Annotated in this window: 15 protein-coding genes; 2 read left to right on the top strand and 13 right to left on the bottom strand. The window is 45.1% G+C overall.

Going from position 1 to position 25,496, the window contains the following annotated elements:
- Positions 1–168: 168 nt before the first annotated feature.
- The 3 genes from MHI55_RS14290 to MHI55_RS14280 all read right to left on the bottom strand — a co-directional run bounded on the left by MHI55_RS14290 (position 169) and on the right by MHI55_RS14280 (position 3,936).
- A complete protein-coding gene (locus MHI55_RS14290) occupies positions 169–999 on the bottom strand; it encodes a PRD domain-containing protein (RefSeq protein WP_074094875.1) in 831 nt (276 codons plus the stop codon).
- Between the two features lie 424 nt (positions 1,000–1,423).
- Positions 1,424–2,866, bottom strand: coding sequence for a 6-phospho-beta-glucosidase (locus MHI55_RS14285; RefSeq protein WP_036670717.1), 1,443 nt, complete (start codon positions 2,864–2,866; stop codon positions 1,424–1,426).
- Between the two features lie 239 nt (positions 2,867–3,105).
- The gene (locus MHI55_RS14280) at positions 3,106–3,936 is read right to left on the bottom strand and encodes an amidohydrolase family protein (protein WP_340390379.1); all 831 of its coding nucleotides are present in this window, start codon (positions 3,934–3,936) and stop codon (positions 3,106–3,108) included.
- Between the two features lie 322 nt (positions 3,937–4,258).
- Between MHI55_RS14280 and MHI55_RS14275 the strand changes: the two genes are divergently transcribed.
- A complete protein-coding gene (locus MHI55_RS14275) occupies positions 4,259–5,986 on the top strand; it encodes a cellulase family glycosylhydrolase (RefSeq protein WP_340390377.1) in 1,728 nt (575 codons plus the stop codon).
- 128 nt (positions 5,987–6,114) lie between these two features.
- Positions 6,115–7,014, top strand: coding sequence for a manganese catalase family protein (locus MHI55_RS14270; protein WP_101313990.1), 900 nt, complete (start codon positions 6,115–6,117; stop codon positions 7,012–7,014).
- A 186-nt stretch (positions 7,015–7,200) separates the two neighbouring features.
- Here MHI55_RS14270 and MHI55_RS14265 read toward each other — a convergent pair whose 3' ends face one another.
- From MHI55_RS14265 to treR, 10 genes are all read right to left on the bottom strand, one after another.
- Complete coding sequence (locus MHI55_RS14265; protein WP_340390375.1) at positions 7,201–9,183, bottom strand: sucrose-specific PTS transporter subunit IIBC; 1,983 nt, start codon at positions 9,181–9,183, stop codon at positions 7,201–7,203.
- 26 nt (positions 9,184–9,209) lie between these two features.
- Entirely contained in the window at positions 9,210–10,685 is a 1,476-nt protein-coding gene (locus tag MHI55_RS14260) for a sucrose-6-phosphate hydrolase (RefSeq protein ID WP_340390373.1), read from the bottom strand.
- A gap of 147 nt (positions 10,686–10,832) precedes the next feature.
- The gene (locus tag MHI55_RS14255) at positions 10,833–11,816 is read right to left on the bottom strand and encodes a LacI family DNA-binding transcriptional regulator (protein WP_036608469.1); all 984 of its coding nucleotides are present in this window, start codon (positions 11,814–11,816) and stop codon (positions 10,833–10,835) included.
- Between the two features lie 245 nt (positions 11,817–12,061).
- Positions 12,062–13,735 carry a ribonuclease J gene (locus tag MHI55_RS14250; protein WP_340390371.1) on the bottom strand — a complete coding sequence of 558 codons (1,674 nt, stop codon included), beginning with the start codon at positions 13,733–13,735 and terminating at the stop codon, positions 12,062–12,064.
- A 158-nt stretch (positions 13,736–13,893) separates the two neighbouring features.
- A complete protein-coding gene (rhaA, locus tag MHI55_RS14245; protein ID WP_036670709.1) occupies positions 13,894–15,165 on the bottom strand; it encodes an L-rhamnose isomerase in 1,272 nt (423 codons plus the stop codon).
- Between the two features lie 19 nt (positions 15,166–15,184).
- Positions 15,185–17,254, bottom strand: coding sequence for a bifunctional aldolase/short-chain dehydrogenase (locus MHI55_RS14240; RefSeq protein WP_340390369.1), 2,070 nt, complete (start codon positions 17,252–17,254; stop codon positions 15,185–15,187).
- Between the two features lie 179 nt (positions 17,255–17,433).
- Positions 17,434–18,414, bottom strand: coding sequence for a glycoside hydrolase family 5 protein (locus tag MHI55_RS14235; protein WP_076327755.1), 981 nt, complete (start codon positions 18,412–18,414; stop codon positions 17,434–17,436).
- 365 nt (positions 18,415–18,779) lie between these two features.
- Complete coding sequence (locus MHI55_RS14230; RefSeq protein ID WP_340390367.1) at positions 18,780–21,119, bottom strand: beta-galactosidase; 2,340 nt, start codon at positions 21,117–21,119, stop codon at positions 18,780–18,782.
- A 52-nt stretch (positions 21,120–21,171) separates the two neighbouring features.
- Positions 21,172–24,510, bottom strand: a complete 3,339-nt coding sequence (locus tag MHI55_RS14225) for a DUF5107 domain-containing protein (protein ID WP_340390364.1) — start codon at positions 24,508–24,510, stop codon at positions 21,172–21,174.
- Between the two features lie 173 nt (positions 24,511–24,683).
- A complete protein-coding gene (gene treR / locus MHI55_RS14220; protein WP_047842758.1) occupies positions 24,684–25,394 on the bottom strand; it encodes a trehalose operon repressor in 711 nt (236 codons plus the stop codon).
- Positions 25,395–25,496 lie beyond the last annotated feature (102 nt).

The raw sequence follows: 25,496 nt of genomic DNA, 5'->3' as shown, positions 1-25,496 counted from the left end.
TTTTTGCACGCAAAAAACCTAAGCCTTGAGCAAGGGGACACAATGGTCCTGACCTTCTCATGACTTAGGTTTTGCCTGCATAACCAGTAACAATCCCAGTTAAATCGTATTTAATTCCTGTTAATCACATATTATTATAATAAAACCATTTTTGTCAACATTTAAATATTATCGATTAACCACTCGTTCGATATGAACCGTCAGATACAACTTTTCTTCATTGGTCAGCTCATGGTTGTACTCTTTTTTGACAAACAACTCAATTTTCTCCATGCACGCTGCGGCATCCGGATGTTTCTCCTTAATCATGTCATAGAAATGATCATAGTTGTTGTCGTAATGCGTACCACTGAGCACACGCTGGGAGAAGAACTTCAGATGTGTGATAAAGCGAAAATAACTGAGAGAGTCCTCATCAAATTCCATTTTGAAATGATATTTCGCTATATTAATAATCTGCTGGATAAACTTCGTAATATTCATCGTTGTAATAACTTCTTCGTTCATCTCTGCGTTAACAATATGCAGGGCAATAAAAGCGGCTTCATCGGGTGGAAGCTCAATATTCATACGAGTGTTGATCTGTTCCAACGTCCTCAGGCCCAGTTCGAATTCGGACTTGTACAACTGTTTGATCTCCCACATTAATGCGTTCTTGATCTCCACGCCTTCCCGATAACGTTCGATGGCGAAGTTAATATGGTCTGTAAGAGATACATAGATGTTCTCATTCAGCTTTCGACCCAGATTCTCACGCGCATACGTGATAATCTCTTCCACAATTTCAATCAGTTCCATCGGAACTTCCCGCAGCAGCATTTTGAAATTATCGGATGTTTGTTTGTTTTTCAATGCAAATACTTTCTGGATGCGGGTCTCGTCTACTTTATCCCCCGGCTTTTTCTTAAAGGCAATCCCACGTCCCATCACCACAAGCTCTGCTCCATCCGCCTGATAGATGCTAATGACGTTATTGTTGATAACCTTTGCTATTTTCAATTCAATCCCCCCGTCACGTTCCACTCTCTTGGCAGTTATACATCGTCTTTTGGGCATACAAAAAAAACCTGAAGCATCACAAAATAAACAAGACATGGCGGTCTGCTTTTTTTGGTGCTTAGGTTTTGCCTACGTCGTGTAGTAACAATCCCAGAAACGATATAATTGCGTCAAGTATAGCGCGAACCTGACTATATGTCAACGCTTTCAATGCGGGGACAAACGGAAGTCCCATGGTTATATAAATTGAACTAGATAATATTTACACTAGCTACTCCGATGACAGAACAACCTTCCGATCGCTGTTATCCCCAGCTTTTTTCTGTCCTCTCTGTTTTGTGTAAATGTTTAGTTCAATTTATATAGATGAAACTTCCGATGTTTTATTGCCGTAAAAGACCATTTTAATTCAGAAAAATATAAATTACGCGTCACCCAGGTTTGTTCCGTTGGATTCGATCACATTTTTGTACCACTCAAAACTCTTCTTCTTCAGTCGTGTCAGCTCACCTTGACCTTCATTATTACGATCCACGTAAATGTAGCCATAACGTTTTCTCATCTCACCTGAGGAGGCACTTACAATATCAATAGGTCCCCAGCTGGTGTAACCGATGATGTTCACTCCATCCTGAATGGCCTCACCCATTTCAGCTACATGTCGTTTCAAGTAGTCAATCCGGTACGCATCATCCACTTCACCTTCCGGTGTAACCTCGTCATTGGCACCAAATCCATTCTCAACAACAAACAGCGGCTTCTGATAACGATCATGTAGTTGATTGGCGGTAATACGGAATCCTTTAGGATCAATCGTCCAGCCCCACTCGGACTTCGCCAGATATGGATTGGCTACCGAGCCAAATACATTACCACTGGTCATATTTTTGATAACTTCCGGATCGGTGCTGGTTGTACGACTTGAATAATAACTGAACCCGATATAATCTACGGTATGATTTTTCAAGATTTCTGCATCACCCGGCTGCATAACAATGTTCAACTCGTGATCTTTGAAGAAACGTTTGGCGTAACCCGGATATTCCCCACGTGACTGCACATCGATGAAGAAATAGGACTCTCTATCTTTTTCCATGCCCTGGAACACATCTTCTGGATTACAAGTATACGGATAGAAGCTTCCTGCGGCGAGCATACACCCAATCATTGCACCAGGAATAATCTCATGACATGCCTTGACTGCCAGTGCACTTGCAACCAGTTGGTGGTGAGCAGCCTGATATTGAATTTCCTTGATGTTATCCCCTTCATTAAACGCCAGCCCCGCCCCAAGGAACGGAAGATGTAACAGCATGTTGATCTCATTAAATGTCATCCAGTATTTCACCTTGTCTTTGTACCGAGTGAATACCGTTGTAGCGTAAGTCTCGAAAAGAGTTACCAGTTCACGACTTCTCCAGCTGCCATACTTCTCGATCAGATGCACAGGTACATCAAAGTGAGCCAATGTAACCACAGGTTCAATGCCGTTTTTCAACAATTCATCAAACAGGTTATCGTAAAATTGTAATCCGGCTTCATTTGGCTGTGCATCTTCTCCTGTCGGGAAAATCCGTGCCCAAGCAATGGAGACACGCAGTGCTTTGAATCCCATTTCTGCAAATAAAGCAATGTCTTCAGGGTAACGGTGATAAAAATCGATTGCTTCATGCGAAGGATAGAACTCGGTAGCAAGCGGTGTAAAAGCTGGAACATTGCCTTTCATAATGCTTCTGCGGTTCTCTCCTGTTGGCAGCAAGTCAACGATACTCAGCCCTTTGCCATCTTCCAGATACGCGCCCTCCGCCTGATTGGCAGCAATGGCTCCACCCCACAGAAAGTCTTTAGGAAATTTAAAATTCGTCATCATCATTCTCCTTCCAAATATGTAATTCAACTACCCGCTCAAATCGTTAGAATATTAAAAAGACAAAATAGAAAAAACCCGAACCAGCCTGGGTACACGATTACGTGTAAACAAGCCAGCTCAGGTTATGCCCATATCGGTAACATTCCCAGATCATGATTATGCGGATTGGATAAAACTTTAGCAAGAATCAGAACAGTTGTCAACTTCTTGAAACCGGTTTAGCTTCGGATTGCCCACTACGATATTTGATAGAACGTAGCACATGTGCCGCCAAGAATCATCTGTTGATCTAGTATAGGTAGGCCATTAATGTGACTTATAATGAGACCGAATACTTCAGAATATGGAGCTGAAACGTTGCTCACGGGCCAGTCGGACCCGAACATTAACCGTTCTGCACCAAAGGCTTCTATGGCGATATTCAGATAGGCTGTAAAATCCTTTGGAGTCCAATTTGCCCAGTCCGCTTCCGTCACCATCCCTGAAAGTTTACAGTACGCATTGGGTTGTGCGGCCAATGACTCAAGCGCTTCTTTCCAGGGTGAGAGTATACCTGATTTTATGTCGGGTTTGGCTAGATGATCAAGTACAAATCGCTGTTCAGGAAACGCCTTAACCAGTTCAACGGCATAAGGCAGTTGCTCCTTGGATACCAACAGATCATAGGCCAAATCATACTCTTTTAGCAATGAAATTCCGCGCTGAAAGTCTTCTCTCAATACATACTTCAGATCAGGTTCATCCTGTATGACATGACGTACGCCCTTCAGATACGGATTGGACGCGAACAGTTCAAGCTGATTCCGAACTTCATCCGAACAAAGGTCCACCCATCCGACAACACCTTTGATACATTCATGCCGATCTGCCAACTGCAGAAGCCACTCGGTTTCTGTCAGTGATTGTCTGGCTTGTACCGCAATACATCCCTCCAGTCCGGATTGGATCAATAAAGGTTCAAGATCTTTTGGAAGAAAAGATTGACGAATGACTTTCATCTCTTCTCCAATCCATCCGTACTCGGCGACGTTGTATTCCCAAAAATGTTGATGTGCATCCAGCTTCATATTGGATCCCTCCCAGGGTATTTAAATCTAATTATCATTAAAAAGCAACCATATGATTTTCATTTCCAATGAAATAAACGCTCACTACACAATCTATTCATATGACAAAATCACTGATTTTCACATGATTTTTATTCCAATTGTGAAGGTATTGTCCAATATTAAATCATGATATAGTAAATTACGAAAACGCTTTCAGTACATAAATCGGTGGTGATTCTAGTATTAAACAAGTGAATTTTTGTTTGCGTTGAGCTCTATTTCCACCCTGCTTAACCGCTATTCACGTTCAACCATTCTCTATTCGAAGGAGACTATATTAATGAAAAAAAACCGCAAATCAGTCCTTTCTCTTACGCTTGTGACTGCCATGATTCTATCTCTATTCTCCTCGGCTATGGCTTCAGCTGCAACTGACAACAGCGAACAGGCCAATGCATCACCCGCTCCAAGCAAAATGCAGACCTATGTAAACGCCATGGAGCCTGGCTGGAATCTGGGTAACTCTCTGGACGCCGTTGGTGAAGATGAAACTGCCTGGGGCAACCCACGCATTACGAAGGAACTAATTCAGTCGATCGCAGATGAGGGCTACAACAGTATCCGTATTCCTGTAACCTGGGAAGCCCATATCGGTGACGCACCCGACTACACAATTGATTCCGCTTACATGAATCGGGTTCAAGAAGTAGTAAACTGGGCCCTTGATGCGGATCTCTACGTCATGATCAATCTTCACCATGATTCTTGGCGTTGGATCAGTTACATGGAGAAAGACCATGACAACGTGCTTGCACGTTACAACGCTGCTTGGACTCAGATTGCGGACAAATTCAAAGATGCATCCGATAAACTCATGTTCGAAAGTGTTAACGAACCACGTTTCTCTGAAGGCGGCACAACAGATGCAGCGATTGGATATCGCATGCTGGACGAGTTGAATACTTCTTTTCACAAGATCGTAAGAACTTCGGGTGGAAACAACGAGACACGTCCACTTGTACTTCCAACGATGCATACCTCTTCCGCTCAACCTGATCTGGATGAACTGAATAAGACCATTCAAAAATTGAATGACACCAATATTATTGCAACCGTTCACTACTACGGGTTCTGGCCATTCAGTGTGAACATCGCAGGTTACACCAAGTATAACGAGGAAGTACAGAAGGACGTTACCGACACTTTTGATCGGGTATACAATGCTTTTACAGCGAAAGGCATTCCAGTTATCGTTGGTGAGTATGGCTTGCTTGGGTTTGACCAGCACACAGGTGTCATTGAGCAAGGCGAAAAACTGAAATTCTTCGAATTCGTTGGACAATATCTGCGTCAAAAACAGATGACAACGATGTTGTGGGATAACGGTCAACACTTCGGTCGCACAAGTTTTACTTGGTCTGATCAGGAATTATTTGATACCATGAAAGCCAGCTGGACAGGTCGCTCATCCACAGCCGAAACGGATCTCGTATATCTTAAACAAAATGAAGCCATTCAAGATAAGAAGGTAAAACTCAATCTGAATGGGAACAAATTCAATTCGTTGAAAAATGGCACCACCCCTCTTGTAAGAGGTAAAGACTATACGATCAAAAAAGATGTACTTACGTTAAAATCCAATCTGTTAACCAAATTGACAACCTCTGGTGATTTGGGCGTAAATGCCACACTCACGGCTGGATTCAATGAAGGTGCTGACTGGAACTTTAATATCATTAAATATGACACACCTAAGTTGAACGATGCAACAGGTACAACCAGTGCATTTGCCATTCCGACTACGTTTAACGGCAATCAGCTCGCCACGATGGAAGCAACATATGCAAACGGAGAGAACGCCGGCCCACAGAACTGGACTCCATTCAAAGAATTCTCCTACACATTTAGCCCAGATTACGAACGTAATGTGATTGAACTGAAACCTAACTTCTTCAATGAAACCAATGATGGCGAAGTCACGCTTAAGTTCCATTTCTGGAACGGAGATGTGCTGACGTACAAAATCACGAAAAATGGAACAAGCGTTGTTGGCGTAACTTCCAAATAAGAACTCATCTAACGTTCTGTTCAGAGCTTTAAGCTCTGGCAGAACGTTTTTTTGTTTCACCAACGACCGAATAACGTACAAGTAACCCTTCATACTTTTACAGTAACTAGGACTGAGGGGGAAATGTCATGTTTAAACGTGTAGACCGTCTTGCCATCGAACTACCCATATCCAATAATCCGGATCCTAATGGAGCTAGTGCAGTTCAGGAGTTGCTTGGTGGAAAGTTCGGGGAGATGTCAACATTAAATAACTATATGTTTCAGTCATTTAATTTCAGAGGCAGATCCAAGCTGCGTCCATTTTATGACATTGTTGCAAGTATTACTGCGGAGGAATTCGGCCATGTCGAACTTGTCGCCAATACGATTAACCTGATGCTTGAAGGTTCCACTTCACCAGGCGCCCCGGACTCTACCCCGCTACGTGTAGGCAAAGACGCACGGATGACTTCACATTTTATCGAATCGGCTCAGACAGCGCTCCCTTATGACTCCATGGGAAGACCCTGGAATGGTTCATATGTCGTGAGCAGTGGCAATCTGATCTTTGATCTGCTTCATAATTTCTTTCTTGAGTGCGGAGCCAGAACCCACAAAATGAGAGTCTACGAAATGACCGACAACAAAACAGCCCGAGAAATGACAGGTTATCTGCTTGTACGCGGCGGTGTGCACGTTCTTGCGTATGCCAAGGCACTGGAAATTGCAACGGGCGTTGATGTAACAAAGATGTTCCCTATTCCGCGACTGGATAATAAAGCTTTTGAAACGACACGTAAGTGGGAAGCGAAGGGTGAGCACCGCAGGTTGTACACGTTCAGCGACAAGGATTATCAGGGCATTGCACAAATCTGGAAAGGAACACACCCAACCGATGGCGGTAAACTGGAGGCTTTTGCCGGCTTGCCAGGTTATGGAGGGCCAGTGCCTGAGCTACCTGATCTGCCGGAAGAATTTGCGCCAGGAATATCCGCGGAAGATCTAATGCAGATTGCCGAGCGACTGAAACGTCACGCTGGCCTGTAGGATCACAATTAACGTTTGTTTTTCATAGGGTGTCGATTGGATAATCGTAAAATGGTGCTCTCTTGCGTGCTAACTCACTTGGATTACTTAGATCACCGATGATCTGTTTCTTTAATTTCATACGATTGGACACAAAAAAGGGAAATGGGAGAGATACATCTCTCCCATTCCCCTTATAACGTGCCACTATTGTGGCTCAGTAAATTTCACTACAAGTACCACTTCCCCATTGGCTTGAACATGGCCAGATGACGTTGCTGTAACAGTTGCTATCGTTTCGTTTCCACTTGGGATCAACACAGGTGTAATCAACGGCAGACCCGCAGCCTGAATGACATCCATGTCAAATTCAATCAACAATTGTCCTGCAGTTACACGATCTCCACTATTCACATGTGCGGTAAAACCGTTTCCTTTTAGTCCAACCGTATTAATTCCGATATGAACCAGCATCTGTACACCCGTCTCATGCTCCAGTATCACCGCATGTTTACTCTTGTTCATGACATGTGCGATGAAACCATCAAACGGTGCATACACTTTTCCTTCTGATGGCTCGATGGCAATGCCCTCACCCATGTGTTTTTCCGAGAACGCGGGGTCAGGAACCTGCTCCAGAGCAACGACGGTACCGTTCATTGGCGAAGCGATTTCGAGAAAATCTACCTTAGGACGATTGCTTGTAACGGCATCGGTAACTGAATTAATACGCGGATTAGAGTCCTCTGCTTTAACTTCAGTTGATGTTACTCCACTGTTCTCATGGCTCACCGATTCTTCTGCGACCGGTTGATCCTTATATCCGAAGAACCAGGTAAGTGCAAATGCAATCGCCATGGCAACTACGTTGGACAAGATATACAACGGCAGTTGGTTGTTCAGATAGAGCAGTGTACCGGGAATAACCGTTACAGCCATGCCTGTACCCTGCAGATGGAACAAGGAAGCGATGAAACCACCCACACCACCACCAACAAGTCCCATAATAAATGGTTTCATATAACGCAAGTTAACTCCGAAGATCGCTGGCTCCGTAATGCCCAGAAATGCGGACAAGGAAGAAGGTAATGCGAGTGCTTTGAGTTTCATATTTTTGGTCTTCAGACCGACTGCGAGACAAGCCGCTCCTTGAGCTGCCATGGCACAGGTAATGATGGCGTTGAACGGATTGAATCCCGTTTTCTCCAGTAGTTGAATCTCAAGGAAATTAAAGATGTGATGTACACCGGTAACAACAATAATCTGATGGAAGAATCCAATGATAATACCTGCGATGCCAAACGGAAGATCCAATACGGCAGTTGTTCCATGCAGCACCCACTCTTCTAGGGAATGGAATACGGGACCAATCGCGAATAGTCCAAGTGTAATCATGACTGTCAACGTAATAAAAGGAGTCAGAATTAAGTCCAGTGCCTCAGGCACCCGTCTTCTTAATACCTTCTCAAACTTGGCTCCAATCAAACCTACAAAGAACGCGGGCAGAACCGATCCCTGATAACCCACGACAGGTATAAAACCGAACATATGCAGCGGCTGTGCTGATCCATCTGCTACCGCGTAAGCATTGGGTAATGCGGGATTGACCAGCATTAGCCCCAGTACGATACCAAGTACTGGACTTCCGCCAAATACGCGGAATGCGGACCACGCTACAAGTGCAGGTAGAAATGCAAATGCCGTATCCGTCAGGATTTGAGTGAACAACAGGAAATTGGCCGAGATATCATCCGGTGTTGCACCGAATAACGCCAGAATTTCATTCTGGGTAAGTAATCCGCGCAATCCCATGAACAGTCCTGTAGCTACCAGTACGGGAATGATGGGTACAAATACGTCACCAAACGTGCGGACAGCTCGTTGAAAAGCATTTCCTTCTTTTTTTCCCTGGCTCTTTACATCATCCTTGGACGTTCCTTCGATGCCCAGCTTCTCAACCTCTTCAAAGATTCGATTCACTGTTCCCGTACCAAAGATAATCTGATATTGACCTGAGTTGAAAAAGGCGCCTTTCACCTTCTCGATGTTCTCGACCGTTTTCTGATCAATTTTTTCTTTATCTTTCACCATGATGCGAAGACGTGTTGCACAATGTGCAAATGATGCGATATTCTCTTTGCCCCCGATGGCATGAATGACTTCCTGGGCAATCCGTTGATTCTCCGACATGTTATCTCATTCCTCTCACGTAATACTTAATAACTCCATTGAGTTGCTTCAAAATCAGCTTTGCCTCCGCGTGTAAAGAAACGAATGTCCACGCTGTCCCGGCTTGGGAAAATCCTGCTGGTAAAGACCTCTTCCCCATTGTTCACAAAGATCTCGACTGAAGATGCATCTACGAACAGATGGAACTTAATCACTTCCGCAGTAAGTGTGCACTGTCGTACAACGCCATTCTGCTCTGCCAACTTGGCACCAGACATCGTCCGATCCAAGACAACTTTCTGCTGAATCCGATCATACAGAAGAACCGTCTTTTCAGTTCCATTTGCCCGTAATTCGATGCCTACAATCTCTGCTTCTAGATGGCTTATCTCACATATCAGCTCATAGGCAATCCCATTAAAACCAGCGAAGGATCGACTCTCATTATCAATCGTTGCGCGAATATGTGTCCCTTCCTCCTGCTGACGTAATTGGACCATCTCTGCAACCGGTTGTTGAATTAACTTGCCGTCTCTCAGTGACAATTGCCGAGGAATGGTCAGGCAATGAGCCCAGCCACTATCGTCTGTCGGATATTCCAGATCAGGAAGTCCCATCCAACCAACCAGAATACGTCTTCCGTCCGGGCCCTGCATCGTCTGCGGCGCATAGAAGTCGAATCCACGATCCAACTCCTGAAATTCACCATGATTGAACTCTCTCGTCTGGAGATTGAGCGGCTCACCGATCAGATAACCGGATTGAAAAATATTCTGATAATGATCTCCCACAGCGTCTATGCCTTGCGGGGAAAAGACAAGTACACCTTTCCCGTCTATCTCCATATAATCCGGGCACTCCCACATGTAACCAAAGGAGGTTAACTGCGTGCGAATTTCACCAAGAAACTCCCAGTTGTTCAGATCAATGGAGCGATACAGCACTGTACATCCCGTCTCATCTGTTCTCTGCGCACCAATTACACCATAATACGTGTCTCCTTGTTGCCACACCTTGGGATCTCTGAAGTGTTCCGTGTATCCGGCTGGCACAGACGAGATCACGGGATCATTCAGTTTGGTTACTGAACCGCTTTCATCCATAACTGCCAAGCATTGATACGGATGTCTGACCCAATCCTCATCCCTTGTATTGCCTGTGTACAGCAAATGCAGCTTGCCGTCTTTTTCAATCGCACTGCCGGAATAAGCTCCGTGTGAGTCATACCTGCCACCCGGTTCGATTCCAATCCCGACATTTTCCCAGTTCACCAGATTCTTCGAGCGGGTATGATACCAGTATTTCATGCCATGTTCTGTCCCAAGTGGAAACCACTGATAGAACAGATGATAATAGCCTTGATAATATGCAAAGCCGTTAGGATCATTAAGCAGACCTGTTATCGGCTGAATGTGATAACTTTGTCGCCAAGGACATACGGATATCTGTGCTTCAAGCTTCGCAATCTCTCCAGGCTCCGCTTGCTCAATTCGTCTGTAGCGTTGCTCTCTAGTCATTTTCATAGCTGTTCTCCATTCAAAATATAGGAACCGGTTCCATTCGACGCAAAAAAATAATTCCATGGCATTAGTGCCTGCACCGGTGTTCGCATATCCGCATTGGATATTCACAATGGAACCGGTTCGATGGAATTATCATAAAGGATGTTTTTATAATTTGTCAACGCTTTCTCGAGGAATTAGTTCTACGTCGAGTGTTGTTCGTTCCTCCACCGACTCGCCTTTGACCAGACGAATAATGTGATTCGCCGCTACTTTGCCCGCCTGCAAATAATGATATTTCACCGTCGTCAGCGTGGGGTGAATCATCTCCGTAATATCATATCCGCCAAATCCCGTAACAGACAAATCTTGCGGTATGCGAATTTTATTGGAGAATGCAATCTTCATCACACCCAGTGCGATATTATCCGTTGCCCCCACGATGATCGTTGGTGTGGTCTCTTTCAGTATGGCTTCAGCGGTAACAATGGCTTCAGACATCTTAAAGCTTGTCTCATAATACTTCACTTCACATCCACCACACTCGGCGATTGCTCGCTGGAACCCTTGTTTACGATAGATTCCTACCGCCCGATCCTTCTCGCTAACCCCCATATACACGATCTTGCGGTGACCCTGTTCGACGACATATCTGCCCATCTCATAACCTGCCTGATCATCATTGTGAACCAGACTGTGCAATTGCTCATGCTGCTGCCCCACCAATAACACCGGAATCCGTATATCCTCAACGGCCTTCAGATGTGCTTCAGTCACTTCAGCAGCCAGCAGAATAATACCCGATACCTTCTGTCGTGCAAAATCATAGATGGCATCAATCTCGCGTTGCATGTCCTGACTTGTATTTGCGATCAGCATCTGATACTGATTACTCCGCAGTTCTTCATCAATACCGATCAATGTCTGTGATGTTGCAAAAGAATCAAGACGTGGCACAACCGTACCGATGATACTGGTCTTCTTAGCCTTCAGACTCTGTGCAAATGTATTGGGAACATAGTTGTATTGTTTGATAATGCGCTCAATCTTCTGGCGTGTATCCTCACTAACCGATCCGCCATTCAGGAAGCGAGAGACCGTGCTTTTTGCCACACCTGCCATCTGAGCGATATCAGAAATCGTTTTATTCATAAAGACTCCTCTTATTTCTATTAGCTAGTTTACCTTTTATTATACTTCGAATCGCAAACCCGTGGCGAATTTGATTCAACTCCATTTATCGTACATCTATTGTACATTCCCAATGTAATAGCAAAAGCCCGATGGTAATGTGACGTACATACCGAAGTATGATCCGACATTCATCAGGCTGTTTAGCTTCCATATACATGTTTGCACAGACGATCAGGGCAAGGATAATCCCTATCTCTGTTGACTCAAACCTCAATAATAATAGGCAAGATCATTGGTCTTCTCTTTGTTTGAGCGTAAATATAGTGACCGATCTCGTCTTTCAGCTTTCTTTTGATCACATTCCACTGATTCACCCCAGCCCCGGTCAACTCATCCATCCGGTTTAGAACAAGCTCATGGATCTCATGCATGAATTCTTCCGAATCCTTAACAAATACAAACCCTCTAGAGATAATTTCGGGTGACGTGACCATCTGTTTTTCCGTTTTGCTCAGTGTAGTCACAATCACCAGCATGCCATCGGAGGATAGTTGCCTGCGGTCACGCAGTACAATATTGCCGACATCACCCATGATCAGACCGTCTACGAGACTATTTCCTGATGCAATTTTGGGACCTAACGAAGCAATGCCGTCTTTGTACTGGACCATATCCCCATTATTCACGATAAACACATGATCACGCTCTATACCTACGGATTCAGCAAGCAGTCTGTGTTGATACAACATGCGAAACTCACCGTGGATCGGAATCAGATAATCCGGTTTCATCAGAGTAAGCATCAATTTGAGTTCTTCCTGACTGCCGTGTCCCGATACATGCATCCCAGCTGCACCACTTGAACCATATATCACACGTGCTCCAAGAACATACAGGTTATCAATTACATGTGCAAGATTTCGTTCATTGCCCGGAATGGCTCCGGCAGCAATAATGACCGTGTCCCCGGCGTTAATTCTTACGTGAGGATGTTTACCGGATGCCAAACGTGACAATGCTGCCATCGCTTCTCCCTGGCTACCGGTGCATAATACAACAACTTGTTCTGGTGGAAACTGATCCGAATCGATAGCTTCAATCAACAATCCATCAGGAACTTGCAAATACCCCAATTCACTGGCCACCGATACCACATTCACCATACTTCTGCCCAACAATGCAAGTTTGCGACCCGTCTCGAATGCTGCATTCACAATCTGCTGTACCCTACTGACATTCGACGCAAAGGTGGAGATGAATACTTTTTGTTTTGCACGAATAAAGGCATCCAGAATGTGATCCCCCACAACACGCTCAGAAGGTGTAAATCCGGGTCTTTCTGCATTGGTACTCTCGGAGAGCAAAATATGGACACCCTGTTTGCCAATCTCGGCCATACGGTGCAGATCTGGGAAAGGTCCATGTACAGGCGACATATCAAATTTGAAATCTCCGGTATGCACAACATTGCCTGCTCGGGTCTGAAAAAAGATACCAAGACAATCCGGTATACTATGACTGGTTGCAAAAAAGGAAACCTCGATCCCTCCCAGCGTAATGCTGGAATGAGCATCGATCGTATGCAAGTCGGCTTTGCGTAGCAACCCATGCTCTTTCAGTTTAAGTTCGATCAGCCCACGAGTGAGCCTGGATGCATACACCGGGATGTTCATTTGTTTTAACAAATAGGGAATGCCACCAATGTGATCTTCATGTCCATGGGTAACCACAAGACCCCTTACTTTATCCAGATTCTCCAGCAAATACGTTACATCCGGAATGATCAGATCAATACCAGGCAATGTCTCATCGGGAAACTTCGAACCACAGTCAATCACGATGATGTCCTGATGGTACTGGATGAAATACATATTCTTCCCTATTTCATTCACGCCGCCAAGTGCAGCGATATACAGTTTGTTGTGGGCTAGATTCAACTCTATTATTCCTCCTCTGCGTGGCAATCGTATACGATACTGATCTATATTCCTAGTATGGAAGCAATCGCCTCAGTTATGCATTTCAGCGTGATTATGCCAAAAAAACCACCACGGAATTTTCATTCCATAGTGGTTTATACGAAAAATAAATGCGGTTACACCAATGATTTATCACGCTGTAGTAATACGTCTTGTTCATAGGTTTTGATATCGGTGATCCACTTTTCACGAACTGGAACGCCTTGCTGGGCACAATAGTAGTCCCAGATCGCGCCAAACGGATAGGATTTGAACTCTTCCGTTAAGGCAAGACGCAACGTGTAATCCCCTTCCAATTCGGCTTGTTTCAAGGCATCCACTGGTTCGAGCATCGCTCGGAGAAGGGCTTTGATCGTGTTGCGAGTCCCCACAACCCATGCAGCTACACGGTTAATGCTTGCATCAAAGAAATCCAATCCAATATGTGTGGTCGCAAGCAGATCATGTCGAACCAGTTCACGGGCAATTTCCAGCAACTCATCGTCCATAATTACCACATGGTCACTATCCCAACGCATCGGGCGGCTTACGTGAAGCAGAATGCCACTTGTAAACAAAGACAAGGACGACAGTTTATTAGAAATAACCTCTGTTGGATGGAAATGACCCGCATCCAGGCAGATTAACGTATCATTTTGCAAACCGTAACCCATATAGAATTCATGAGAACCCACCACATATGCTTCCGAACCCAGACCAAACAGCTTACTCTCTACCGCGTCCAGGTTGTGCTCCGGGTTAAGTGGTTCGCCGAATACTTCATCCAGCGATTCTTTGAGACGTTTGCGTGGTGTCAACCGGTCAACCGGATTATCTTTGAATCCGTCCGGTACCCATACATTGGTTACACAAGTCTGACCAAGCTGTTCCCCGAAATAAGCACCAATCCGGCGGGATGCCTTGCAGTGATCAATCCAGAACTTGCGAATTTCAGGATCTGGATGACTGAGCGTGAACCCGTCACTTGATTTTTCATGGGAAAAACATGTTGGGTTGAAGTCCAGACCGAGTCCTTGTTCTTTCGCCCATTTCACCCAGTTCTCATAATGCTTTGGCTCAATCTGATCCAGTTCAACCTGCTCGTCTGTATCCGTGTAAATCGCGTGCAGATTGACCTTATGTTTGCCGGGAATCAGAGCAAAAGCTTGCTCCAGATCTTTACGAAGTTCTGCTGGTGTGGTCGCAGCGCCCGGATATTGACCTGTAACGGAAATACCACCTGTTAACTCCCCATCTTTATTCAGAAATCCTTTGACGTCGTCGCCTTGCCAGCAGTGTACGGATACTTTGATCTCCGCGAGTTTGTTCAGTACCTCGTCCGTATCAATTCCGTGCTGGGCATACAATGCCTTGGCCGCTACATACGCTTGCTTGACTTGGTTATCCATCCGCAAGAACCCTCCTAATTTAACGTGTAAATGCTGCCGGTACACCGCCATCAATGGTCATCATACAACCGGTTGTTTTTTCGGATTTCGAAGAAGCAAAGAATGCAATTCCTTCCGCAATATCTCTTGGATAGATATTCACGAGCAATGTCGTCCGTTTGCGATAATACTCTTCCAATTGATCCGGTTCAATTCCATATGCCGCTGCTCGTTCATTTCTCCAGGAACCGTTCCAGATCGCTGAACCCTGTAGAATGGCATCTGGAAGAATCGTGTTGACACGAATGCCGTACTCTCCACCTTCTGCTGCAATACAACGTGCCAGATGTGCTTCCAGCGCTTTCGCTGAGCTGTAAGCTGAGGCACTTTTACCTGCATACACCGAGTTCTTGGACCCGATAAATACCATGCTTCCCCCAATACCCTGCTGTTTCATCAGCTTGAACGCTTCACGAGCCACGAGGAAATATCCTGTACCCAGTACATTCATGTTCAGGTTCCATTCCTTCAGGGACGTTTCGTCAAATGGGCTGGATGTCGCCAATCCGGCATTGTTCACGATGATATCCACTCCGCCATACTGCACCGCAACATCAGCATACGCAGATTGAACGGCTTCCTCATCGGTGACGTCCATTTTCAGCGCATAAGCACGATTCTCACCGTACTGATCATTGATTTCCTGTGCTACCTTCTGTGCGCCCTCCAGGTTGAGATCAGCAAGCACCACATGTGCGCCTTCAGATACCAATCTGCGTGCTGTTTCACTTCCGATCCCGCCTGCGCCGCCTGTAATAAACGCCACTTTACGGGAGAATTCGGTTTCTGCTGGAGCCAAAGACAATTTGTACAATTCCAGCGGCCAGTACTCCACATTGTAAGACTCGTTTGCACTAAGTGATACGAATTGGCCCAGGCTAGTAGCCCCACGCATAACGGCAATCGCTCTGTGATACAACGCTCCGCTTACTTGGGAAAGCGCCCAGCTCTTGCCTGTGTTGATCATGCCCACACCTGGAATGAGGATAACGCGTGGTGCCGCTTCGAATATGACATCACCTTCGTTTTTGTTGCTCTCAAAATACTGTTGATACTGCTCTTTGTAGGCAGCCACACCTTCTACCAACTTGGCTTTTAAACCTTCAATATCTTCCGCATCCGGTGTCCAATCGATGAACAAAGGTACCACTTTGGTATGTACCAGATGATCCGGGCAAGCTGCACCCACCTGTGACAATTCCGGTGAATCTGCTCCGCCCACAAAAGCAAGTACGTCCTCTTGATCGTCAAAGGACAAAATCATTTTTTTGCTATCCGATACCGCTCCACGAATTGTTGGCATTACACGTGATACGATCTGACGACGAACCTCTGCTGCAAGTGCCGGGTGTTTCACACCACCGAACAAACTTTCTTCGTTCACCCGTGCTTCGATGAATGCTTCTGCTTCGTTGATAATCTTGATCGTTTGTGCGTAACATTCCTCGGATGTTTCTCCCCAAGTGACAAGTCCGTGTTTTTCCATCAGCACGAGTTCGGCATTGGGATTCGAGAATACGCTTTCAGCAATCATTTTAGATAACGTAAACCCTGGACGTACATAAGGTACCCATACAAAACGATCACCGTAGATCTCTCTCGCCAATTCCTTGCCGTTATGTGCACAGCACAAGCTGATAATGGCATCCGGGTGCGTATGATCAACATGTTTATATGGAAGAAACGCATGCAGCAGAGTCTCGATAGAGGCACGTGGTTGCTTGGCATCAATCATGCAATGTCCCAAATATTCAACCATCTCTTCATCCGACATGGATTCACGTTCAATTAATGGTCGAATGTCTTCGAGCCCAAGTCCGGTAAAATGTTTCGCTTCCATGGAACCCAGATCAGAGCCGCTTCCCTTCACATACATTACTTCTACATCACGACCACGAAAATCCTTCACTGTCGTTTTGGTAGACGTATTGCCACCGTAGATGTTACATACACTGCGATCAGTTCCAATCAGATTGGATCGGTAAACCAACTGCTCAAGTCCTGTTGTTTTCTCAGATGCCTGCGATGCATTCCATAAACTCTGTACCATTTGTTTCCCTCCGATAATGTTTGTTTTATTCCTAATCCGAGTTTAACATCTTTGTTTTATTTTGAAAACAAAATATTTTAAAACCAAACGGAAATATTCAAAAGTCATTATAGATTGAACTATTTTATTAAAAAAACACCCTGACGTGAACGTCAGAGTGTTCCTGTTTCATCGGCGGATTAGAAAATCCCCGCTTTTTGAGAAGTGTTTTTAATACCATAGGTATCATTAACTACGGTGTTGCCAAAGCTCGTTAAGCTTCCGTTCGGACCTGTGGCCATGTCCAGATAGTTCAGACCGGAGCTGTTTCCGTACCAAGACCAGGCAAGCCAGCCTACCCCTTTTTCCTGACCATATCTCATGATGGCATACTCGTCCACATCACCGTTTGTGTGATATCCCCCGAATTCACCAATGATCAGAGCCAATCCTTTGTTCAGCACATTCTCCATATTGGCTTTGACCGTTGCAGCATCTTTGCCAGCATACTCATACATATGAATGGAGAAGACGGTATTTTTTTGAGAATCGGCTGCAAATACACTTTGTCCATAATCCACGATGGATTGAGGGAACTGCCCCCATCCGGCTGCATCCACAATTAGAGTATTTTTAATTCCCGCATTTCGGAGTTTCGGAATGGCTTTTTTGTAACCATCAGCCCACGCACTTCCATTCCACGTTCCATACCATTCATTGGCGATATTAACGATGACCCGATCTTCTTTGCCAATCAAAGCTTCCTTAATGCTAATCCAGTAGTTCACCGCCGCATCCAACGAATTATAGTCATCTTTCCCTGTAGCGTCATGCACCTCGAGTACAGCTATCATTTTATTTTGGTTAACCACATTAATAATATTTTTAACAGCGTTCAGATCATCTTTGGTGTACAGGCTACCATTCGAAAGAACTATGCGTACCGTATTGGCACCTGTTTTGGCGATTGCAGGGATAGCGGTATTCAAATCATTTTTGAACCAGGAATGTCCGTGATTAACACCTCTCATGACAAAAGCCTTGCCTGTGGAATCGTACAACTTGTTACCGCTTACATAAAATCCTGTAGCAGCAGATGCTTTGGGGGCTGCACTCCCTAATACCATGAACATGAGAGCAGCAATAATCGTGAAGATTGTACACTTTTTCAGATTAACCATTCGTTTGGAACCTCCTGTATTTGTTTTTTTTATTTCAATTAACCCTGCTCCAGGCAAGAAGTTAACTAAAATCGTTGGTAATAGAAGTTTTTTGGTTATAAAATAAACAACTAATAACTTTATTATAGTTACTTTTTTTAGTTTAAATAAACTTTATCGTTAAGGTTATGAAGTTATAATAAATTGAAAACGCTTACCAGTCAAGATATTTTTACCATGATTAGGAATCTTTTGTTTTTACATAACACAGCAAAAAAAAGGTTCTCTCCCCTCACAATCGTTCGGAGAAAGAACCCTCTGTATTATTAACGAAAGTTAACTCTTGTTTAAGTCTTGTTTATCTGTTGTTTAACTCCTGATTTAGACTAAGTGTCTTCTCTAACTCCCGCCAATACCAAACCAACCCGATACTGTGGTCTCACCCGAATTTCATTAAACTTTCCAATCTCCACGCCCTCAAACCGCTCCACATAAGCCTGATTCACATAACTCTCAGTCGTCCCTTTTCGAATTGGGGTTATAGACAGACGAAGCGCGTGATCGGCCAACAAATGACGGAATTGCTTCAAACCAAGCATCCAGCTGTGTCCATAGTGAATATGATCCGTTAACATCTGATGATGAATATGTGCTGTTGCAACGTCTCCTTCATAATCAATCTCAATCCACACGTCATCTACTTGTTCCGGCCACGCTGTGTCCAATCTCAGTGTTGCTGCATACTCTTTCGGATAATCAACCTCTACAGCAGGTTCGTAAGGCGAAACTTGGAATGTATACGTATCGAATACTCCTTGCTTAGACTGGGTTAAGACGGCATATTCAGAAGCTGAAACATGCTCTGGAGCCGGATAGAAGGATACCTCCATCTCTGGTTGCTCCACAGATGTACATAGGAGCATCTCATTCTGTACATACAGATGACTGCTGCTAATTACAAGCCTTTCTTCTCCGCCCACACGGAAACGGTAGGCATGTAATGCCTCTTCACGGGTCAATGTATTGATTCGTATGACCATACCGTCCGATGTTGTGATTTGCAGATGATGGTCCTTGCCGGCAATCGGATGTATCACAACTTCATTCCCCTGCTCCGATACTGTACCTTCAGGCATCTCCACATTTGTAACAGATGATGCATCAACAACATACTCAGGCGCCATGCCTTCATGGGCATAAAAGACAGCCGTAAGCTCCTGATTTACCATAAATCGGGTCAGTGGCTGAACGGTAGCACTAATGATCTTCATTCCACTCAGATTCATATGGAAAGGCAGAATGGCTGCCATGCCGGATTTCAGTTGCATCGTTCCTTCTCTTGGATATAAAACAGTCCCTTTGCTGGTATGCAGCTCCAATTGTATATCACGATCAGGCATCGCCACATGATCCTGATAATTATTCATGAACAGGAATCCCGAGCCATCTTGTTGGCGAACAGACCAACGCATATCCATCGTGTTCTCCGGTGTTATCGCATGTTGACCATCCGGTACAACACAGCCCATTGGTGCAAGTAACTCACCGTATCCTTCCAGGAACATGGACAAGGTACGAATGCGGTCATACGATTCACCAACACGCCCAAATTCCCCGAGTGGCGATTGGTAATCATACGTCATTTTCGGCAATGCCTGCTCGTTCATATATGAATTTTTGCCTATCGGATTGGTCCCCCCGTGATACATATAATACCCAACCAGATTGCTGCCGTTCGCAAGTTTCACAATGGTCATCGCCTCGACACTGTCCGCATCAACAACCGGACGAGCGTGATAACTGACCTGCATGCCTCCAGCAAGCTCGCAATACGCAGCAGGGTACTCCAGACTGTCATAATCCACTTCTTCCACAGGATTCATATGCAGATCCCGGAATAAATACTCCCGGCTTGGAGGCTGATTGGGAATCCATGGTGTGTACGCATACCCCGCTAGCATAGGCAATGTTCCTTCTTCAGGCACGGCAGCATTGCCCCAGGCCGTGGCAGTATAGAACATCGGCTTCATACCGACTTCTTCGGCAATATGGCGAAGCATCTTCAGATGTTCTCGTCCATCCCGGCCGGAGGTAATGTATTTTTCGCGGGTATACCCCCATGCATCCATGGGTGCGCCAGCGTGCATATACTCATTTTCCAACTGTACCCCGATAACAGGGCCACCCTCCTGATAAAAGCAGCCGTTGAGCTGACGGGCAATCTCCCGATATAATCGCTTAGCGTAATACAGATATCCTTCATCGTTCGACCTGACTTCGAATGGATAACTGAATAACCAATCCGGCATTCCACCATTACGCACTTCCCCATGACAGAATGGACCAATTCGTACGATCAGAGGCAGCTCATGTTTGCCACACAGATCCACAAAGTGCCGCAAATTCAGATTTCCTGACCAATTAAATTCGCCTTCCTGCTCCTCGTGAAAATTCCAGAAAACATAGGAAGCGACAATGCTCACCCCGCCTGCCTTCATCTTCAGTAATTCTTCTTCCCACTGCAAGTAAGCGAATCTGGAGAAATGAAACTCACCTACCACCGGAATATGGGGTTTAGCATTACGAGTCATATAATAGTTTGTAAAATCATACGATTCCCCTCGTGGGCTTTTGCCGCCACTGCCAGTCATGCGACCCGCACGAATCTCTTTATCTTCCGCATCCAATATGAAACGAATCTGGCTACCTGCTATAGTATCATTCATGGATTATATAACTCCTTCGATATAAATGGGATGTGTTGAAACGATTATCAATTTATCGATGGATGATTGCCCCTTGATGATTCGGGTTTTTCTCCAATATCCGCTCCAACTCAAGTTTGGCTTCACTTGTCCGCCCCAGCCCCAGAAGACCCAATGCCCGCATATACCTGCAATGTTCTTCATTTCGCTGATTGAGATCGTCGTCAAACACTAGAAAATCGGGCAGAGATACCGCAAAATAATCCATTCGGATGTGATCATGCATATGTCTTTCCGCATAGTCTATGAGTTTGTTAAAGCGTCGGTTTGCTTCCTTCACATTGCCAAGCTTCTGCCAAGCCAGACCCTGATAATAGATGGATTCCGGCGGTTGGTCATTATAAAACATCGCGCTTGCCGGTTCGTTCAAACCGATGGATGCTCTGTGGAAATTCTCCTCTGCCACCTGATTCTTCTTCAGTTGCTGGTAGGCACAGCCAAGATAAAAGTAAACTGGATTGTCTCCGGCTCCCTCCAATTTACCTTCACCTAAGTTCTCCGGGTAAACCAAAGCCTTCTTCAACAATTCCAATGCTAGTTCAGGTTGTTGTTTCTCCAGATTTTGCTTTGCCAGTTCTGTCAGTGCCGTAACATATTGTCCTGTTACCTTGCCTTCTCCACCCTCCCATGGATGAAACCGCCGGGTCTGAAGGGCATTCCATGCTTCTTGATGACTACCTTGCATATTCAATAAAGTCACCCACTCGATATACAGATCATCACGGTGGTGAACCAACTCCATATGTTGTTCCAGCAATTTGACTCGATTCTCGCAGGAATACCCTATCTTCTTGTGCAATTGATCCAACTCGTAGAAGATTCGGGCATCCTGTGAATCCAACCGGAAAGCTTCCTCTAATGATGCCAGTGCAAGATCGGGGTGATTCAGCTTGTTATAATAAGCCAGTCCCAGATTCCGATGTACAGTCGAATATGCAGCATCCACCTCGCGTGAAGTTTCCCAATGGGTAATTGCTTCCTCGTAGCGTTTATGATCATATAACCAATTTCCCAGGTAATAGTGAGCACGCGCATCATTCGAATCCACTGCCAATGCATCCTGAAGCACCATGAATTCAAATAACGTATTAGGAAAACAATAATCCGTTGGAGCAGCTTTCCCCTGCTTTTGACATTCCCGGGCCTGCTCCACATCCCCCAGCTGACGATACAAGTAAGCCTGAACATAACCAACCATAGGATACGGCTGTGCAATTTCGGATTCAACATAAGAGAGTACCGTCAGTGCTTCTTCCAACAATCCACAATCCGCGTAGTCTGCGGCTAGATTCAGATAATTATAAACGTCTCCTCGCATCAGACGATGGAAATGCTCACGTGTTTGCCCCGCTTGTTCTCTCTCTGAAGGTGCAGTTGCTCCGCTGTAGATCAGGACTAATTCATGTGCAGCTCCAAATTCAACCGGGTCCAGTGCCAATGTTTCACGCGCATATTGAATGGCCTGTTTATTTTGATCCAATCTACGTAACAGAGCCACCTTCAGATGGCGAGCCTTATAATTTCTGGTATTACGAATCAGCGAACGTTCGATGTGATCCAACGCTTCGATGTCTCGATGTAACGCCGTATCGATCTGAGCAAGCATGTAATAACCTGTATCCTGATACTGTGCAGACCATACGGCTTTATACAGGGCTGCGTAGGCTTCTTCCTGTTTCCCCTGTAATTTCAAACTCAGACCGAGTTGGTAAAATGCTTCACTATCATACGGATTTGTATTTTTCCATGTCAGTGATTGCACGGCCTGTCTGAAATGCTTCTCTGCATCTTGAAACACCCCTCTACGCAGCAGCAATGTGCCATACGCTATGTTTAGACGAATATCCGTTGCATCACGCTTCAAACCTTCCAGATAATAAGGTTCCGGTTCATACGTGGCATGCCGATATTGTTCCAAATGAAGGCCCGCCAGATATAGTTGTTCATTCGTACGAATCTCGGATGGTAGCGGGAGTGGTGTGGCCGGGTCTGGGACTTCCTGAATCTCAGAAGGTTCAGGTTGATAGGCTACAAGTACTTTTCCTTCCGCAGTTCGAACACTTAACTTCACCTGATGCCATTCATCTTGTCCGCTCCACGGGAATGAAGATTTATATAGTTCCGTAGGTGAGATATTACATCTCTCATGGAGATATACCGTGGTTGATCCTATCACTTCAACGGTCACTTGTTCAAAAACCGACGTCGCATATACCATCACGGTTACCATTCCGGTCGTTTCGTCCATTTCCAGATTAACCGCTGCATCAATCGTTGCATTTTTGACCATACCAATTCCTTTATACGGCATAAAATACTGCGAGAATGATTTCGCTTCATAGGGCTGTAACCACGTAAAATCAGGCTGATTATCAGTGTAGATCCCGGTCATTAATTCAATATAAGGTCCATCCTCGTCCGTTAACTGACGATCCCAAGCTTGCCCGAATTCCCCGTTCCCCCAGGTCCATTGCTTCTTGCCCGGAGAAATATGATGATTGGCTACATGCAACAAACCCGCCTGAACCCCGTGGTCATAACCCCCTACAAAATTATAATCCGACTTATACGCCATATAGGATGTTGGAACCGGTATATTTTTGTAGCGCGAGATATCCACACCTTCGGAATAGTCCATCTTGTAATAAGTGCCGGTTGCGATGGGAAAGCGGGATACGTCCCGTTTTCCGTGGTCCAACACAGCCGTTACATCAGGTGGAAAGACGGATTGCGTATGATCGTTGACAGCTACAGCCGGGTTGGCCCACCATAAAAAAGTTTGAGGTGCGCTGGTGCGATTGTATACCTCGGCATGGATTTCAAGATAGGCTTTGCCGGGATGTAATGTGAAGCCAGCGGTCATTTTGGTACCATACATGCGGTCAATCTCACCCATCCACACGGTAGCGCTTCCATCTTCATTACTGCCAAATGTATAATCGACTGGACCAAACGTGTTGGGCCGATGATGCTGTGGCCAGTTGAATTCAATTCCTCCGGAAATCCAAGGCCCTGCCAGACCTACAAGTGCGGGTTTAATCACCCGGTTATAATATACAAAATCGTAGTTGTTGGTCCGATCCAGCGCACGATAGATCCGTCCACCCAGTTCGGGCATCATCTCAATACGTACATATTCATTTTCGAGAATAACTAATCGATACGACTTCATTTTGGCCTCATCTTCAATGCTGTCGATCACGGGATGCGGGTACACCTTACCCGAACTCCCCTGGTAGATTCTCTTTTCAAGAAACATCGGATTTTTGTCCGGTTTACCTGTACCATAGGTTGGAATATCTCTGGTTTCTTCCCATATGCGAACATTTGGTTTCGCTGTCACGTGATTCAATTCGCTCACTCCTCGGCCTCGTATATATTGTGATCATACGCTCCGACATGCAGGAAGAACATTGACATTAAGCGGTTCTTGATGGACGATCTTCGGATTCCCCCATAACCAAAGAGAGTACCGATCCACTGAATAATGCAGTGAAAGGTACTCTCTGATCGTTCTTGATTAACTTATCTGCGACGTGCAAAATCCACAAATCTGAACTTGTCCGGTCTGTGCCTTGACTCCGTATACTGAAATTGACTGGCATCCTCCAGGTACACCTGGCTCCTCACCACAACCACATTGTGGAAACCTTCAAGGTCAAGCAGTTCCCTGTCCTCGGCGGTGGGTTCTTCCACCAAAATCTCTTTTTTGGCAAACGAAATGGAAAGCCCGAGCTCTTGCTCAATGTACTGATAGATGGAATCATTACAGATCTCTTTGCTGAGCCCAGGAACAAGCCGCTGGCTAATGTAATCTTTGTCCAGTATGACCTGCTCTCCATCCACTTTGCGCACACGTCTGATCTCCCAGACCTGTTCATTCAGACCAAAGTTAATCTTCTTGTGCAACGCCTGATCGACCTGTTGCTCCTCAAAAACCTTCACATACGTTTGAGCACGATGTCCCATTTTTTTGGCTAATTCCTTGAAACTAACCAGACCTGAGATGGGAAAATCGATCTTGCGTATGTCCAGTACAATCGAGCCCTTGCCTTGAATCTTCTGAATGTAACCTTCTTCGTACAACATTTTCAATGCTTTGCGAATAGTCTCTCGAGACGTTTGATAACTTTCCGATAGATCCAGTTCCGATTGAAGTAACGTCCCTGCCTCAATCTCTCCGGTCCGAATACGATCTGCAATATCTTCATATATCCGGATAAATTTATTATTCATTATTCATCACCATTGTTCATTACCCTTTTTTATCATATTGGCAACTATTATAACATTAAAAACCAATCAAGCGGTAATGTCGTTACTTCCGATGATTGCAGT

The sequence above is a fragment of the Paenibacillus sp. FSL E2-0151 genome, assembly GCF_037993015.1.
GTDB lineage: Bacteria > Bacillota > Bacilli > Paenibacillales > Paenibacillaceae > Paenibacillus > Paenibacillus amylolyticus.
This window is presented reverse-complemented; position numbering and strand designations above follow the sequence as displayed.

Excerpts from the sequence above, each read along its gene's own strand:
- MHI55_RS14275 (WP_340390377.1), top strand. The coding sequence starts at position 4,259 with ATGAAAAAAAACCGCAAATCAGTCCTTTCTCTTACGCTTGTGACTGCC.
- MHI55_RS14235 (WP_076327755.1), bottom strand. The coding sequence starts at position 18,414 with ATGGTTAATCTGAAAAAGTGTACAATCTTCACGATTATTGCTGCTCTC.
- MHI55_RS14285 (WP_036670717.1), bottom strand. The coding sequence starts at position 2,866 with ATGACGAATTTTAAATTTCCTAAAGACTTTCTGTGGGGTGGAGCCATT.
- MHI55_RS14280 (WP_340390379.1), bottom strand. The coding sequence starts at position 3,936 with ATGAAGCTGGATGCACATCAACATTTTTGGGAATACAACGTCGCCGAG.
- MHI55_RS14260 (WP_340390373.1), bottom strand. The coding sequence starts at position 10,685 with ATGAAAATGACTAGAGAGCAACGCTACAGACGAATTGAGCAAGCGGAG.
- MHI55_RS14265 (WP_340390375.1), bottom strand. The coding sequence starts at position 9,183 with ATGTCGGAGAATCAACGGATTGCCCAGGAAGTCATTCATGCCATCGGG.
- MHI55_RS14255 (WP_036608469.1), bottom strand. The coding sequence starts at position 11,816 with ATGAATAAAACGATTTCTGATATCGCTCAGATGGCAGGTGTGGCAAAA.
- MHI55_RS14230 (WP_340390367.1), bottom strand. The coding sequence starts at position 21,119 with ATGAATGATACTATAGCAGGTAGCCAGATTCGTTTCATATTGGATGCG.
- rhaA (WP_036670709.1), bottom strand. The coding sequence starts at position 15,165 with ATGGATAACCAAGTCAAGCAAGCGTATGTAGCGGCCAAGGCATTGTAT.
- MHI55_RS14240 (WP_340390369.1), bottom strand. The coding sequence starts at position 17,254 with ATGGTACAGAGTTTATGGAATGCATCGCAGGCATCTGAGAAAACAACA.
- treR (WP_047842758.1), bottom strand. The coding sequence starts at position 25,394 with ATGAATAATAAATTTATCCGGATATATGAAGATATTGCAGATCGTATT.
- MHI55_RS14270 (WP_101313990.1), top strand. The coding sequence starts at position 6,115 with ATGTTTAAACGTGTAGACCGTCTTGCCATCGAACTACCCATATCCAAT.